The sequence below is a fragment of the Micromonospora sp. AP08 genome (genome assembly GCF_008085935.1).
Taxonomy (GTDB): Bacteria; Actinomycetota; Actinomycetes; order Mycobacteriales; family Micromonosporaceae; genus Micromonospora; species Micromonospora chersina.
On the sequence record NZ_VSEZ01000009.1, the window covers coordinates 20165 to 34640 of the forward strand.

A 14476-nucleotide genomic window follows, 5' to 3' on the forward strand; every position below is an offset into this window, starting at 1 on the left:
CATGGTCGCCGCGCTCTCGGCAACTGGATCGGTCCGGGCTCGTCCGGCTCCGTTCGCCCCGGTGGCTCCCACGCGTGGCTCCCAAGCCAGACCCTCTGATCCGTAGCAATGACGTCCCCAGCGGGTCACGTCCGCCAAGCCAGTGCGCCGTACGGCGTCTCAATCACTTCGGTCGGCCAGGTTCGGCGTACCAGTTGCAGCCGGTCGCGCAGATCGGCGAGCCACCCATCGGACAGGCACACAGCGACGCGAACGGAGGTCATCGACATCACGGGATCGATCACGAGGACCTCTACATACTGAGAGTTGTCCGTCCGCTCGACCTGGATCTCCGGGTTACGGCCATCGTCCATCCATCGGACGCTTTGCCCGGCCTCCAGCGCGTCCAACGCACGCTCCCAGTCGTCAAGGTCATGGCGAGCCAGGGGCGCCGCGAGTTGCCCCCGGGCGAATCCGCTGTGCACGACGATTTCCGCGCGAAGGTGATCGTGATGCGCGAGGATGCCGGGTTCAAGGCGGCCCAGGACACGGACGATGACGCTGTTCTCCTCGTCCGCAAGTCGGATGAGATCTACGGGACGGGCCTCAGACATCAGATCTCCTTCAACGGCTTCGCTCAGGATGTCATCACGCCCGGCCGATTAGGAGCAACGAGCTGGTCCGTAGGAGCGTCCCGCATCCGCCGTCACCCGCGTCGCCTCTCTGCTCACTCGTCGCCAGCGTTCATCCGGTGGCGGCCGTTGGCGTTGCACTGGGGTCAGGCTGGGGTCAGCGAGCGTCAGTTTGGAAGAGCGCGCTCAACCGGTCGTGATGCCGCCGCAGCGGCGAGATTCCTACGCTGCGTGGCTTTGATTCTTCTAGCGTTGGCTAGACGGACCGAAGCTGAGGCGGATCTCTGAGGAGGGCCGGGGTTCGGGGCAGCGCCCCGAGCACTTCGGGTCTTGGTCATCCCAAGCGTGGCCGGCCGATGCCGGCCGGAGGTCGCCAGCAGGCCGGGGCCGGGCCAGCGCGGCCCGCTTTGCGGGCCGCCTTGATCTAGTACAGGCTCATTCGGCAACAGGTCACGCTGCGTCCGAGTCGAGCTAGCCGGCATGGACACAGCCCCTCCCGGCCGTCGTCGCCTCGGGATCGCTGTGGCTGATCGCGCGGGAAGCTGGCTGCCGCGTCAGTTCCGATCGTGGTCGCCTGAACGACACGCAGTCGGCACGACCGCTGCTGTTCTTTGCTGCTGTACCGCACGAAAGAGGGGCCGTCTCGGTCTCCCGAGACGGCCCCTCACCTGTTGTGCGCCCGAAGGGACTCGAACCCCTAACCTTCTGATCCGTAGATTCCCAAGACCACTCCGCAGCCGTTCGGCAACGTCCGCGTCGCCTTGGTCGCCGCGCTCTCGGCAACCGGAACGGTCCGGGCTCGTCCGGCTCTGTTCGCCCGGGTGGCTCCCACGCGTGGCTCCCAAGCGAAACCCTCTGATCGGTAGCTTCGGCCGGGGTGTCTGGCTTCGTGCAGGAGGATCGACAGCGGCTGGTCGGAGCGCTCTACTCGTCCGCTGCTGCGTCAGTCCGTCCAGCGCCGTTGCTGTCATCGCGGCGGCGGTGTAGTAGTCGGTTCGTTCAGCAGCACCGGGTCAGACTCATTGCAGAAGTGGTCTTGGTACTTGGGCCAGAAGTCGATCGTCACCCTGTAGGAGCCGGGCCGATGAGTGGGGTCGTGAAAGACGTGCAGCCACAGGCAACGATCCCGGACCATTTTCTTGGCGAATAGCAGCCGGACGTTTGAGGCTTCGGGTGCCCACCCCGACTCGCGGGCGACCGTCTCGTAGTGGCTTTGGATGTCTTTGTCCGACAGTCCGCTGCGATACTCGACCGTCACCACGCCGTAGATCTGGCTCTCACTGCCGGGACCAGTTTCGGTGCAGGGAGGTAGCGTGGCTGGCCCTCCAACGGGCGACGCGCCTGCCGGCAGCTGTTGAAAGATCGCCTCGCCAGCCAGCTTCGCCGGCTCGTCCGGTGCGGCGAAGCAGTCACGGTTGAAGAATGAGCGCACCATGTAGACCGGCTCGGCCAAGACGGGCCACACGAGGTAGCCACCGACAGCGCAGACGACAAGGATGATTGCGAATCCCACCGCAACCTTGGCCGACCCTGCTCGCCGACCAGCGTCAGCCTCGTCTTTCATCACACCACCGTAGGGATTCGTGGCGACGAAGGCGACCGCCGTTCGGCTGCGGAGGCCAGATCCCGTGCGCTGTTCGGGCAGTGAAGCGGCCAGCGGCTCTCAGCGTGGCTCCCACAGCTGCACCCGCGCCGCCGAGGACGGATACGAGAAAGCCCCGACCTCGCCGTTTCGGCTGGTCGGAGGCTTCCCTGCTCTGCACGCCCGAAGGGACTCGAACCCCTAACCTTCTGATCCGTAGCCTTGGCCGGACTGTCCGGCTCGGTGCGGAGGGGTCTGCAACTACTGGTCGCAGCGCACTACTCGTCCGCTGCGGCGTCGGTCTGTCCAGCGCCGTTGCTGTCATCCGTTGCTGTCATTACCGGCCCCGTCCGTCCTCACGGCAGTTCCAGCTCCCAAGCCTCGAACGGCGGCTCAACCGTGTACTCCCGGTCGGAGTAGCGCCGGATGTACTGCGCGGCGCGCCACTCGGCATCGCCTGCGTTCGTCACCCGGCCGTGCTCGTCGACGTCGAGCACGTTGGAGAAGATCGCCATGACCTGTTCGAGCGTCGAGCCGAACTGCATCAGGGCAGGCCGGTAGTCGATCCCGTCCAGGAGGTCCAGGCACAGCGTGCCGTTGGCGAGGTAGAACGCGAAGAACCGGTAACACGACCTGACATCTTCCGGCAGCTGGCCCACGTGCTGATCTTGCTGCGCTGGAACCGTCGCCGCCATCACTGTCAGCTTGGGAATCGCACAGGATCGGTGCGGCGTACGGTGCTTCACCTCGTCGGCCTGGCCGTCGACGGCCTTGTTTGGCCTCTGCTGACACCACCTTGTGGCCCGTGGATGGCCCGACGCCCCACGGCAACCAAGCAGCAAGCCACGACGCACTGGCGCGCCTCGTCCTAACGCCACACTGCCGGCTAGTCAGGCCAAGCATCGTCCCAGGTTGCCCAGAGGTCAGCTTCGTCGACCGGCATGAGGCCTGCTGCCAACAGCAGGGATACGACAGCCACCAGACGGGTGAAGACCACGACCGAGGAGCCATACAGACCCTCGCCTACGCCCGTGATGACCAAGCCTCTACAGAGCGAGCGGCCCGCGGTATGAAGGGCGCCGGCGTACTCCGGCTCGGTCAGCCCGAGCGTGACTTCGTCACCTGGAACGGACAGCGCGACGGGCATCGGGCTGAGGTCGATCTGCAGCCCTGGAGAGTCGGCAGCACGCGCCATGAGCAAGCCGTACGAGGACGGATGCCCGAGGCGGCCCCGGTACTCAACACCGACCACGTCAGCCTCAGCCGGCACCGGACCGTCGTCACCAGTCCATGCGGTCAGCCTGGAGAACTTCCGCCGCGCAAACTCCCTGAGCATGGCCGCACCGTATCGGGGTGCCGTATGCGCGCCGGCCTTGGGATTAGAAGAAGATCGCGGATGGCTGGTCAGGTGCTCGCGCTCCTGGTCAGCCGGTCTGGCGTTGTCGGCCGGCGTCGGTGCCAGCGGGTGGTCTTGGCTGTATGGATGGCTGGACAGCCATCGGCCGCCGCAGCTATTCCGCTGACACGTTGCCGCTCCCTCCCAGTAGCCTGCCCGGCAGGCTGACTGAGATCTGTCCTCGACGGCGAGCGGCAGAGTCCGTACGACGGAGGGTGCGTTGTCTGCAATCGCGTCACTGACCTTGGTCCCCAGGAGCAGCGTCCCCGAGCTGGCCCGCCTCGCCCGCACATCGTCATCGTCACTCCGCTCCTACCTAGCCGAACACGGACGCAAGCCGCGGGAAGATTACGACTGGTCCGGGTACTGCATGCTGCACGTCTTGAGCTATCTGGAGGAGCGCGACGTAGACCTGGAGCAGTCGGAGTTCGATGCCGAGTCGGCGGCCATCAACAAGGTGGACGACCTGGCCGTGCTCATCACTCCAGCACACAAGCGGTTCCTAGATCAGCTCGACCCCGCGGGGCACCGCGAGGAGGAGTTGGCCGCCCACTTCGAAGAAATGGGGCTGGACTTTGAGGAGAGCGGCATGGCCGGTTTGGATGGGCTGAGGCTGTTGCGCGACAGCATCTCCGAACTCCGCGATGACCAGGTATTGCTGCTGCACATCGGCTGAGGCCAGATGAGCACCGCTGGCCCGCGACCTGCCCGCACCATGAATGGTGGGGAAGGACGGCGGGTTAACTTAGCGGATCTCCTCGTCGGGCAGTCGCCAGACCGTCCAGCCTCCCCGGACGGGGACAAGGTGGAGCGCCCTACGTCCGAACGACCTTGGCCCCGTCCGGGGAGGCTGGTAGCCCTTGTGGTGCCCGGCGAGGTGAGCCGCGGCTGATCTCTGAGGAGGGTCGGGGTTCGGGGCGGAGCCCCGAGGTCTTCGGGTCCTGGTTGTCATTCAGTGTGGCCGGCCGGCCCGGCCGATGCCGGCCGGAGGTCGCCAGCAGGCCGGGGCCGGCCGGCGCGGCCCGCTTGCGGGCCGCCTTGATCTGATAGAGCGGAATTCGGCAATGCGCGTAGCCAGCGCCCTTGTCGTCCGACAAGAGATGCGCGACAGCTCTCCGTCAGTTGACGTGCGACATGTGCCAGGGAACTAGACAGCAGGCCGTCGGCGCACGGATCTGCCGATGACAGCGGGTCGCAGCCCCCGTACGTTGGCGTCATGGCGACTTTTTGGACCTTGGGATGCGATGCCGACCATCCGCAGCGGATCGCCGCTTTCTGGGCGCTGGCCCTCGGCTATGTCAAGGAATCTGGCTTCGACGAGCCCGATAACGCGTCGATCGTCGACCCGGATGGCCGGGCCCCGCCATTAGTTTCCTGAAGGTGCCCGAGGGGAAAGCCGCTGAACCAATAACCGGTCGCCGAATGCATATCGATGTCATGCCGACCGACGGGACACGCGATGAGGAGGTCGTGCGGCTGAAGGGGCTCGGGCGCGACCCGAGTACGAGGATCATCGCAAGCCCCAACGGCCCCGGCTGGGTGACCAGGGCCGACCCGGAGGGCAACCTGTTCTGCGTCGAGCGCAGTCAGGAGCATCATGGTCGACGTCAATGGTCCCGCTGATCTAGGGTGACCTGGTGCCTTCGAAGCCCGTGACAACCGTCCTGTTCGATTTCGCTTGGACCCTGTTCGCCAGGGAACCCAACCGCTGGGTCGGCAGCGCGGCGGCCTTGGTCGGCCGGGAGGTGGCCGTCGGTGAGGCGCAGCGCATTGCCTCGGATTTCGCTGAGTTGTTGCGGACGACGGCTATGGACCCTGCTCACATCGCCCGGGACTTGGACCCACAGGTGTGGGACCGGACGATTCTGGCTGTCCTGCAGCAAATCCGTGGGGTGGACTTGCCGTTTGCGCGAGCGCTGCACGAAACGCACGCCGAAGCGCTCGAGCCGTACGCGGACACGTCGTCCACTCTCGCCGCGCTGAGTGCCCGCGATATTCGCCTTGGCGTGGTCAGTAACGTCGGCTGGGACATTCGCAAATGCTTTGCGAGGCACGGGCTTGACCGCTACATCGATGCATTCGTTCTTTCCTACGAGGTCGGCTTCGTCAAACCCGATGTACGGATCTGGCGCACCGCACTCGACGCCCTGGCGGCACAGCCAGATCGAACGCTGATGGTCGGTGACCATCCCAGCGGCGACGGCGGTTCCGTGACCGCCGGGATACCGGCCCTGGTACTGCCGATGGTGAGTTCGCCAGCCCAGCTTCGCGGATTCGATCACGTGCTGACGTTGGCCGGAATTTGAAGCTGGTTCGGTTCTTGGTTTGTCGAGGTTTCCCTATGCACTTCGGGAAAGATGTCCGATTCTTCCAGTGAGCTGTTTTCAACCTGACTGGTGAGGTCCTTGGACGAGTGGAACGACGAGGGCAGTGGGGGTGCGAAGGCTGTAGTTGCGAGAGGCGCGGCTCTCAATCGGGCGTGCCGAACTGCAGCCAGACGCGGATCCGCTCGGTGACCTTGTCGCGCCCTCCGAGGGCGTCGCGGACCTCGGCGGTGAACGTGGCTCGGCCCTGCATGGAGGGCAGCCGGTCGGGATGTCGCAAATCAGTTGGCGGACGACTGTCCGCATCAGTCGACCGAGGACAGCGCAGCCAGCGCCCTCAATCAACTGCCATGCGGCGGTCTGGCCGACGCACGCAGCTCTGCTGCCTCGCCACGGGCAGCCCCTGCTTCCGTCCGAGCACGGGCTCTGTCTTCCTCGACGGGCAAGACCTCGGCCAGCTCATCCAGGGCCCCAGCCATAGCTTCCCGCCAACCAGCGAACGCGCATGGATCATGCAGCATCAGCGGGGCGCTGCGACCGCACGGTGCGGAGGTAGCGCAGGGCAGCCTTCAACGCAGGATCGACAAACATCACGCAGTAGCCAGTGCCCCGTCCGGTGCCGCCGGACGTGCCTAGCTCCGGAGCTCTTGGGCGGCACGGACGATCAGTCGGCGGGCGTCTTCTCCGGTGACGGCTTCCTCCCAGAGTCGTTCGATGGCCCTGGTGTAGGTGGCGGCTTCGTCGTCGCGGTAGGTGGTCTCGCCGACGAAGGTTTCCACGACGGCGACGTCGTCGTACATCTGGAAGGAGTTCTGCGGAGTGGTGGCGAGCGGGAATTCGAACCGCTTGGTGGTGTCGTAGAGGAGCTGCTGGCGCTGCATCCGGGTGGCTACGGCGGCATCCACATCAGCGATGTCAAGGTTGTGCAGCTCGACCATCTGGGTCAGGACGCGGCGGGTGGACGGCAGGCACGCTGCTGGTGTCGCACAGCGTCAAGCGGATCAAGGAGCGCGACCCGGCGGCTGGCCGGCGAACCTGCCTGGTGGTCAGCGAAGTCAAGACGCGACGCTCCCGGTGAACCCTGTACCTCACGCCCCAGTTGGTCGACCTGCTGCGCCGGCATCACGCTCGGCAGGCTGAGGAACGGCTGGTGGCCGGCGAGGCATGGCAGGATCACGGCCTGATCTTTCCGAGCGCGGTCGGCACTCCGCTGGATCAGGACAACTTCTCGCATCGGCTTTCGGCGCTGTGCAGGCGTCAATTGCGATCACGAAGGATGTGTACGGGCATTTGATGGAGGGCGCCCGCCGCTCGGCTGCGGAGGCCATGTCCCGGGCACTGTTCGGGCAGTGAGGCGGCCGGTGGCTCCCAGCGTGGCTCCCACAGCCGCTCAGAACGCGTGCCGGACGGAAATGAAAAAGCCCCCGACCCTGCCGTTCTGGCTGGTCGGGGGCTTCTCCCTGTGCTGTGCGCCCGAAGGGACTCGAACCCCTAACCTTCTGATCCGTAGCCAGAAGGGAACGGTGCCCCTGACCTGCACTTATGTCATTTTGCCCGGGTTCACTATGTTGCATTGTCGACGGAACGTGACGCTAGACCGCAGTTCCGTCCCCCAAGGTGCCCCCTGGGGGGCACGGCTCCTGCGGTCCAGGTCCGTCGCCCACACCTCGATCTGTTGGCGAGCTTTCTGCCGTTCGGCGCGCCTGACTCACCAGCGACTCGATCATCTCCGACGGGTTGACGCCGCGGCGGTCGGCCTCCTTGGCCACCCACATGCCATCGGCGGGGCCGAGCCGCACCGGGAACACAGACACCGCCGGGCGGGACTCGTACACCACCTCGACGTTGGTCCAGGCGGTCACCGGCTCGTCCGCCAACCGCAGCGCCTCTTCATCACTCATGCTCATGGCCACCTCCGAACAACTTCCGGCCCACTCAGTCTCATTCTTGTGCAGCTGCCTACCGCTGAGAAGAACAAAACCCCCGCCAGCCGTCAGCGTTGCCGGGCAACCCGGCCGATGCCGGCCGAAAGGCCGCCAGCAGGACCGGGATCGCGCCGACACCACCCGCTTGCGGGCCACGTTGATCCTCCGAGAGCTCGCTCGGCCAAGGTAAGCGGCGGCATCTCTTCGACTGGCTAAGCCACCTCGGCTGCGGGAGCGGCGGTGTCTCGGACGGAGTTGAGGATCGTGATCAGGCGGTCGACGTCGGCGGACGGGAAGATCGAGTCCGGCCCGTGCGGGGCGATGTCGCTGAACGGGGATTCGTAGAGCCGCGCGGGCTCCATGACGCCGTTCTGGGTCAGGTGGGTGATGATCAGGTTGACGAAGTTGATCTGGTTCGCGGTGAGGGTGCGGCCGGCGAGGAACTCGCCAAACGCCTCCGTTGCGGCTTCCCGGTCCATGCCTACCAGCGAGCGGATGAACAGCCCGAGCCCGTGGGCCGAGCGGCGGGCCTCGTCGATGTCCTCGGTGCCGCCGCCGCTGGCCGCGAGCATCCGTTCCAGCTCATCGAGGTCGGTCGGGGAGAGCTGCTTGTTGCGGCGCAGCTTCTGCAACGCCAGGTGGTCCTCATGGGCGTGCAGGTACACCCGCGCCTTCGCTCGGAACCGCTCGAAGTCGGTGCCGATCTTGATGTCGTTCAGCGTGACGACGGAGATCTCGCCCAGCTCGTCGGTGAAGTCGGTGTAGACGATGGCCCGCTTGGACCGCTCGATCAACTTGACCAGCCCGCGCAGGCGCCGGCGCATCAGCTCCAGCATCGGCAGGGTGACGTCCTGCCACCACTCGTCGCCGGCCACCTCGTCGAGGAGCTGCTGCTGCTCGCGGACCGCCGGGATGCTGGTCTGCTCCAGCAGCGTCGAGGCGATGTCCTGCACCTGGCGACGCAGCCGGTCGTAGGCTGGTTCCACGTCGAGCTGGCCGAGCTGCAGGCGCAGCACCATCAGGTCGAACCGCTTGGCCGCCTCGTCCTCGTCCTTCACGGCGGTCGGCAGACCGGCGAGGTTGCCGCCGATCTCGTCCACGGCCTCCGGGGTGAGCCGGTGCCAGTGCTCGAAGTCGACGTAGTACTCCACCAGGCGCCGCTTCGGACGGACGACGAAGTTGTCGAGGTGGATGTTCTCCACCCGCTGGTGGAGGTTGCGGGCGAGGTCCCAGCGCAGCGCTGCCTCGTTCTGCGTTCCGTCGGTCTCCGCCTCGACGCCGGTATCGGCCGGGAGGCGCTGGTCGAGGCGGTAGATCAGTTCGAGCCGGGCCTTGAACAGCCGCTCGGTCAGCGACTCGCCCAGCTTGCCCTCCGCCGCCTTCAGGTTGTGGTTGAAGAACTCGAAGTTCTGACAGAAGTCGAAGATGAAGAAGTCCTGCTTTTCCTGCCCTGGGCCGTAGAGGTCGTTGCAGAGCCGGGTGCCGCGGCCGATCATCTGCCAGAACTTCGACTTCGACCGCACGATCTTGAAGAAGACCAGATTGACGACCTCGGGTACGTCGATGCCGGTGTCGAGCATGTCCACCGAGATCGCGATGTGCGGGTTCTTCTCCTTCTCGGAGAAGTCGTCGATGAGGCTCTGGGCGTACTCGGTCTTGTGGGTGATGACCCGGGCCAGGTGGCCGCGGTGCATCGGGTACGCGAGGTCGAACCGCTTCTGGATGAAGTCGGCGTGGGCGTTGTTCTTGGCGAAGATGATGGTCTTGCCAATGCGGTCGCCGCCCGCGACGTGATGGCCGTGGGTCATCAACGTCTCCAGCACCTTGTCCACGGTGTCGGCGTTGAACAGCCACTTGTTGACCGCGTCAGGGTCGACGCTGTCTGGCGGCCCGTCGTCACCCCAGTCGAGGGCGTCCCAGGCGTCCTTCTCCTCCTCGGTGAGGTCGTCGTACCGGATGCCGTCGCGCTGGAACCTCAGCGGTACGGAGACCGCCCGCGGCGGGACGAGGAACCCCTCGTTGACCGCGTCGTCGAGGTCGTAGTGGTCGGTGGGTACGCCGTCTTCAAGGTTGAACAGGCTGTAGGTGTTGCGGTCGATCTCGTTGCGCGGCGTCGCGGTGAGCCCGACCAGGAGGCTGTCGAACCAGGAAAAGATCGCCCGGTACTTCTGGTAAACCGAGCGGTGCGCCTCGTCGATGATGACCAGGTCGAAGTAGCCGGGCCCAAAGCGACGCTCGCCGCTCGCGGTCTCGTTGATCAGACCCATCATCGTCGGGTACGTCGAGACGTACACCCGACCCTCGGTGTTCTTCTCGGTCACCAGGTTGACCGTCGCCGCGTCCGGCAGGTGCGCCTTGAACGCATTGACCGCCTGGCTTACCAGCGCGTTGCGGTCGGCGAGGAACAGCACCCGCTTGACCCAGTTCGCGCGCATCAGCAGGTCGACCAAGGCGATCACCGTGCGGGTCTTGCCGGCGCCGGTGGCCATCACAACAAGCGCCTGGCGCTGCCGCTGCGTCTCGAACGCCTCACCGATCGCCCGGATCGCCCGGTGCTGGTAGTACCGCTCGACGATCTCCTGCTTGATCGGCACGTCCGCCAGCGGCTTGCGGGTGTCGCGGCGCTGGACCAGGAGCTGGAGCTCCTCCTTCGTGTAGAAGCCCTGCACCGGGCGCGGCGGGTAGGCGGTGTCATCCCAGAGCCAGGTCTCGTAGCCGTTGGTGTAGAAGATGACCGGCCGCTGGCCGTACCGCTGCTCCAGGCAGTCGGCGTACAGCTTGGCCTGCTGCTGGCCGACGGTGGCGTCCCGGCGGGTGCGCTTGGCTTCGACCACCGCGAGCGGCTTGCCGTCGTCACCCCACAGGACGTAGTCGACGTAGCCGGTGCTCGTGGTGTTGGGCATGCCGGTGACCTCGAACTCGCGGTCCTCCGGGCGGTCGAGCCGCCAGCCGGCCTCCCGCAGCATGAGGTCGATGTAGAGATCCCGCGTCTGCGCCTCGTCGTAGTCGTGGTCGTCGGGGCGAGCCTCGTTGGCGGCCTTCGCGGCGGCGATCTCGGCCCGCAGCTTCGCCAACTCGGCGTCGAGGGTGGCCGACTTCTCGCGTTCGGCCGCCAGCGCCGCGTCCTGGGCGGCGAGCTTGTCGGCCAGCGCCTTCAGCTCGGCCTGGCTCTGCTGCCGGACCTGCGAGGGGATCGGCCGGGGGATCAGGTCCGGGTTGAAGACCAGGGCACTCGCCGGGACCTTGGCCTGGTCGCGGGTGTAGTGCCGGGCGATCCAGTACATGACGTGGAACAGTTCCCGGACGACCGGCACCGCTTCCTTCGGCGTCACCGGCGTGCTCTTGTGAACGGCCGTGTTGCCCTGCTTGCGGATGATGTTCATCTTCGCCTGCAGGCTGTTGCCCACCAGGTTCCGCAGCGACGGCTCGTGAATCATCGCCGACAGGTCGTCCTTGTACGGCCTGGTGAGCGTGCTGTCAGCCTCGAAAAGCCAGGTAAGGGCGAGTTCGAGCGTCCGCCGGGCGTAAAAGCATGAAGCCCGCGGGTCGGCGACGGCCAACCGCTCGGCCCGCAGGGCCTCCCCAAACAGCACGGGCCACTCAGCCCGCAGGAACGCGAAGTTGCTCATCCGAGCGCCAACCCCCCACAGTCGACAGCCCTCGATCTTCTCACGTCAGAGCAACCCTCGGAAGGCCCGATCCTGCAGCGACGCAAACAGTGCGTCGAGTTCCGCCAGGCCTGCTCGAAGTCTTCGCCTGTGTTGCTGAACCGCATCCGCTCGTCGGACAAACTCCCGTTGCGCAGCCAGTGGCGGCAAAATAATGTCGAGTGCTTTGACGTCTGCCTGGTTGATGCTGGACTGGTTGACGGCGTTCTTGGCGGCTGCCCGTATCTGCGACTTGATGTGTCCGGACTGAAGTAGATGGATCATGTAGTTCGCTTCCGCCCGGCTCGGGTCGAGCCTCAGGCGCACCATGTTGGACTCGAATACCGTCGGCTCTTCGAGCCGGGGGACGACGGCACTCTTTCCCAGATACTCCAAGCTGTTCACCCTGTTGATCAGGATGTCCCGCTCGGTTAGCCCGTACCGTTCGATCTCGGCCTGATCCGTCCGCAGTCGCTTCAGCTTCGCCAAACCGGTCATGACCCCACCGTAAAACGCGTCGATCCGGACGATCGGTGTTCCTTCCCCGTACTCACTGCTCGGCTTGTAGAGCCCATTCTGGGGTCCGAGGACGATCAGCTCGCCGAGTGGCATGCGCGGCAATCCCATGGGGTTGACTGCTGGGTTGCCGAACATGTCGAGGAAGATGGATTGGGTGAGATCATCGAGGTGGGTAAGGGCTTCCCGGCGCTTGGCGCGTAGATCGTCCGCCCGATCCAGCACCTCCGCGATCCTCCGCTGCTCACCGAGGGGCGGCACTGGAATGGTGACGTGGTTGAGGTCTTTCACCGACAGGTGCTTCACCGTGACGAAGGGCGTCTCGTCCTCGATCGCCTTCAGGGCCTTGGGCAGGAAGCGGGCGAGGTAATGCCTGTCAAGCACGGGCGAAACCTTGTCGACCTTGCATACTCGTTGGTTGAGTAGGGCCCGTCCGCCGTGCCAGCGAGCCAGGTTGAACTCGCCGTCCATGCCGATCAGGTAATCGCCGTCCTCGACGAGGAAACGGGTGTCGAAAGGGCCACTGTAGAAGGTATTTGATCGCCCCGCGACAACATCCCGGATGCGGACGAGCGGTAGACCATCGCCGTCGGAGTTAAACGCCTGCGATTTGAAGGCGAAGCCCGACAGGAAGGTCACGAGGTCGCCCAGTCTGGCGTTCGTGCCACTCACGACAGCATCGCCTTCAGGTCGGACATGCCCTGCTGGATCTCGGACTCCAGGTGTTCCAGGTCCGTCAGGATGTCAAGCGGCGGACGGTGCACGACATCCTCGTGGATGACCTCTTTGTAGCGGTTGAGGCTGAGATCGTAGCCCTGTTCGACGATGTCGGCCCTGGGCACGCAGAAGCTCTGCTCGGTCCGCGCCCGCTGCAGTTCGTCACCGTCCCGCCTGAACCACCGCGCCAGCACGTCCGGCAGGTTGTTCCTGGAGCGCTCGTCCTCGGCCAACGCCACATCCCGCACCGGACCGAGCTTCTCGGCCGGCAGCAGCGGGGTCCGCTTGTCGTCGAGGCTCCAGCCGTCGGCCGTCACCTCGTAGAACCAGACGTTGTCCGTACCGCCGCTGTTCGTCTTCGTGAAGAGCAGGATTGCCGTGGAGACGCCGGAGTAGGGCTTGAAGGTGCCGCTTGGCAGCTTGACCACACCGTCGAGTTTCTGGTCCTCGATTAGAATTCGGCGTAGCTCCTTGTGAGCCTTGCTCCCGCCGAAAAGTACGCCCTCCGGCACGATCACTGCCGCCCGTCCGCCTGGCTTGAGCAGCCGCAGGAACAGCGCAAGGAACAGCAGCTCGGTCTTCCTGGTCTTGACGATCCGCTGAAGGTCCTTCGAGGTGCTCTCGTAGTCGAGGCTCCCGGCGAACGGCGGGTTGGCCAGGATCAGCGAGTACTTTTCCGACTCGCCGCTGACGTTCTCGGCTAGCGAGTCGCGGTACCGGATGTCTGGGCTCTCTACGCCGTGCAGGAGCATGTTCATGCTGCCGATCCGCAGCATCGTGCTGTCGAAGTCGAAGCCGTGGAACATGCTCTTGTGGAAGTGCTCCCGCTGCACCGCGTCGAACAGCGCGTTCGGATGCGTGCGACGGATGTACTCACCAGCCTCGACCAGGAAGCCCGCGGTGCCGCAGGCTGGATCGCAGATCTCGTCGGTCGGTGTCGGCGCCATCATCTCGACCATCAGCTGGATGATGTGCCGCGACGTGCGGAACTGTCCGTTGTGCCCGGCCGTGGCGATCTTGCTGAGCATGTACTCGTAGAGGTCGCCCTTGGTGTCCCGGTCCTCCATCGGTATGTGGTCGAGCATGTCGACCACGCGGGCGAGCAGCGCCGGGTTGGGGATGGTAAACCGGGCATCCTTCATGTGGTGCGAGTACGTCGACCCGTCACCGCCGAGTGTCCGCAGGAACGGAAACACCCGCTCGCTGACGATCTCGAACATGTCGGCCGGCGCGGCGCTCTTGAAGTGCGACCAGCGCAGGTCGTCATACTTGCGCCCCTGGTCGTCGCAGCCCTCCGGGAAGATCCGGCGCTCCATCGGCTTGCCCAACCGGTTCGCCTTGTTCTCCTCCAGCGTGTGCAGGTCATCGAGCCGCTTGATGAAGAGCAGGTAGGTGATCTGCTCGATCACCTCCAACGGGTTCGAGATCCCACCCGACCAGAAGGCATCCCAGACGCGGTCGATCTTGCTCTTCAATTCACCGGTGATCACGTAGCTTCGGTCCCCACCCCGTCGTACCGCCAAGTCGACCTAGGTTAGTCCCGCTTGGGCGCCGGACGGGATCGGGCGTTGGGCGAAGACTCCGCATGCCGGTGCGGCAGCATGCGTTGCGGCCGGGGGCGTTCGGTCGAAACGCGCCTCCGGCTCGACGGTGCGGGGCGCGTGTCTGTGTCGCAGCGGAATGGCGCACCTGGCCGACCGGCACGCGGTCAAGCATCACCAGAAGTCGCCTCTGTCAACTCTCCGTGACGATCGACCG

The 14476-nt window shown here is 65.5% G+C and carries 14 protein-coding genes; 5 read left to right on the forward strand and 9 right to left on the reverse strand.

Going from position 1 to position 14476, the window contains the following annotated elements; translation table 11 throughout:
- Window positions 1-125 precede the first annotated feature (125 nt).
- The 4 genes from FXF50_RS16865 to FXF50_RS16880 form a co-directional block, all read right to left on the reverse strand.
- Window positions 126-593 (reverse strand): DUF5959 family protein, encoded by a 468-nt coding sequence (locus tag FXF50_RS16865; protein WP_148428911.1) that lies wholly within the window; start codon window positions 591-593, stop codon window positions 126-128.
- Window positions 594-1578: 985 nt separating this feature from the next.
- Window positions 1579-2175 carry a hypothetical protein gene (locus FXF50_RS16870; protein WP_148428913.1) on the reverse strand — a complete coding sequence of 199 codons (597 nt, stop codon included), beginning with the start codon at window positions 2173-2175 and terminating at the stop codon, window positions 1579-1581.
- Window positions 2176-2549: 374 nt separating this feature from the next.
- Window positions 2550-2852: a hypothetical protein gene (locus FXF50_RS16875; RefSeq protein ID WP_148428915.1), complete on the reverse strand. Its 303-nt coding sequence runs from the start codon at window positions 2850-2852 to the stop codon at window positions 2550-2552.
- Between the two features lie 227 nt (window positions 2853-3079).
- Window positions 3080-3529: a hypothetical protein gene (locus FXF50_RS16880; RefSeq protein WP_148428917.1), complete on the reverse strand. Its 450-nt coding sequence runs from the start codon at window positions 3527-3529 to the stop codon at window positions 3080-3082.
- A 442-nt stretch (window positions 3530-3971) separates the two neighbouring features.
- On the opposite strand from FXF50_RS16880, the gene FXF50_RS16885 reads away from it, so the two are divergent.
- The 4 genes from FXF50_RS16885 to FXF50_RS16895 all read left to right on the forward strand — a co-directional run bounded on the left by FXF50_RS16885 (window position 3972) and on the right by FXF50_RS16895 (window position 5895).
- Window positions 3972-4265, forward strand: a complete 294-nt coding sequence (locus FXF50_RS16885) for a hypothetical protein (protein WP_148428918.1) — start codon at window positions 3972-3974, stop codon at window positions 4263-4265.
- Window positions 4266-4805: 540 nt separating this feature from the next.
- Window positions 4806-4967 (forward strand): VOC family protein, encoded by a 162-nt coding sequence (locus FXF50_RS29345; RefSeq protein WP_187399704.1) that lies wholly within the window; start codon window positions 4806-4808, stop codon window positions 4965-4967.
- 2 nt (window positions 4968-4969) lie between these two features.
- Window positions 4970-5212, forward strand: a complete 243-nt coding sequence (locus FXF50_RS29350; RefSeq protein WP_255510074.1) for a VOC family protein — start codon at window positions 4970-4972, stop codon at window positions 5210-5212.
- A gap of 14 nt (window positions 5213-5226) precedes the next feature.
- Window positions 5227-5895 (forward strand): HAD family hydrolase, encoded by a 669-nt coding sequence (locus tag FXF50_RS16895; protein ID WP_255510075.1) that lies wholly within the window; start codon window positions 5227-5229, stop codon window positions 5893-5895.
- A gap of 650 nt (window positions 5896-6545) precedes the next feature.
- On the opposite strand, the gene FXF50_RS16910 is transcribed toward FXF50_RS16895, so the two are convergent.
- Window positions 6546-6851, reverse strand: coding sequence for a Scr1 family TA system antitoxin-like transcriptional regulator (locus FXF50_RS16910; protein ID WP_148428920.1), 306 nt, complete (start codon window positions 6849-6851; stop codon window positions 6546-6548).
- Between the two features lie 161 nt (window positions 6852-7012).
- Between FXF50_RS16910 and FXF50_RS16915 the strand changes: the two genes are divergently transcribed.
- Window positions 7013-7207, forward strand: a complete 195-nt coding sequence (locus FXF50_RS16915) for a hypothetical protein (protein WP_148428922.1) — start codon at window positions 7013-7015, stop codon at window positions 7205-7207.
- Between the two features lie 298 nt (window positions 7208-7505).
- Here the strand turns inward: FXF50_RS16915 and FXF50_RS16920 are convergent, their stop codons facing one another.
- The 4 genes from FXF50_RS16920 to FXF50_RS16935 all read right to left on the reverse strand — a co-directional run bounded on the left by FXF50_RS16920 (window position 7506) and on the right by FXF50_RS16935 (window position 14208).
- The gene (locus FXF50_RS16920) at window positions 7506-7814 is read right to left on the reverse strand and encodes a hypothetical protein (protein ID WP_148428924.1); all 309 of its coding nucleotides are present in this window, start codon (window positions 7812-7814) and stop codon (window positions 7506-7508) included.
- Window positions 7815-8050: 236 nt separating this feature from the next.
- Window positions 8051-11467 (reverse strand): DEAD/DEAH box helicase family protein, encoded by a 3417-nt coding sequence (locus tag FXF50_RS16925; protein WP_148428926.1) that lies wholly within the window; start codon window positions 11465-11467, stop codon window positions 8051-8053.
- A gap of 45 nt (window positions 11468-11512) precedes the next feature.
- Entirely contained in the window at window positions 11513-12673 is a 1161-nt protein-coding gene (locus FXF50_RS16930) for a restriction endonuclease subunit S (RefSeq protein ID WP_148428928.1), read from the reverse strand.
- Window positions 12670-14208, reverse strand: a complete 1539-nt coding sequence (locus tag FXF50_RS16935; protein WP_148428930.1) for a class I SAM-dependent DNA methyltransferase — start codon at window positions 14206-14208, stop codon at window positions 12670-12672. The genes FXF50_RS16930 and FXF50_RS16935 overlap by 4 nt, the downstream gene beginning before the upstream one ends.
- Window positions 14209-14476 lie beyond the last annotated feature (268 nt).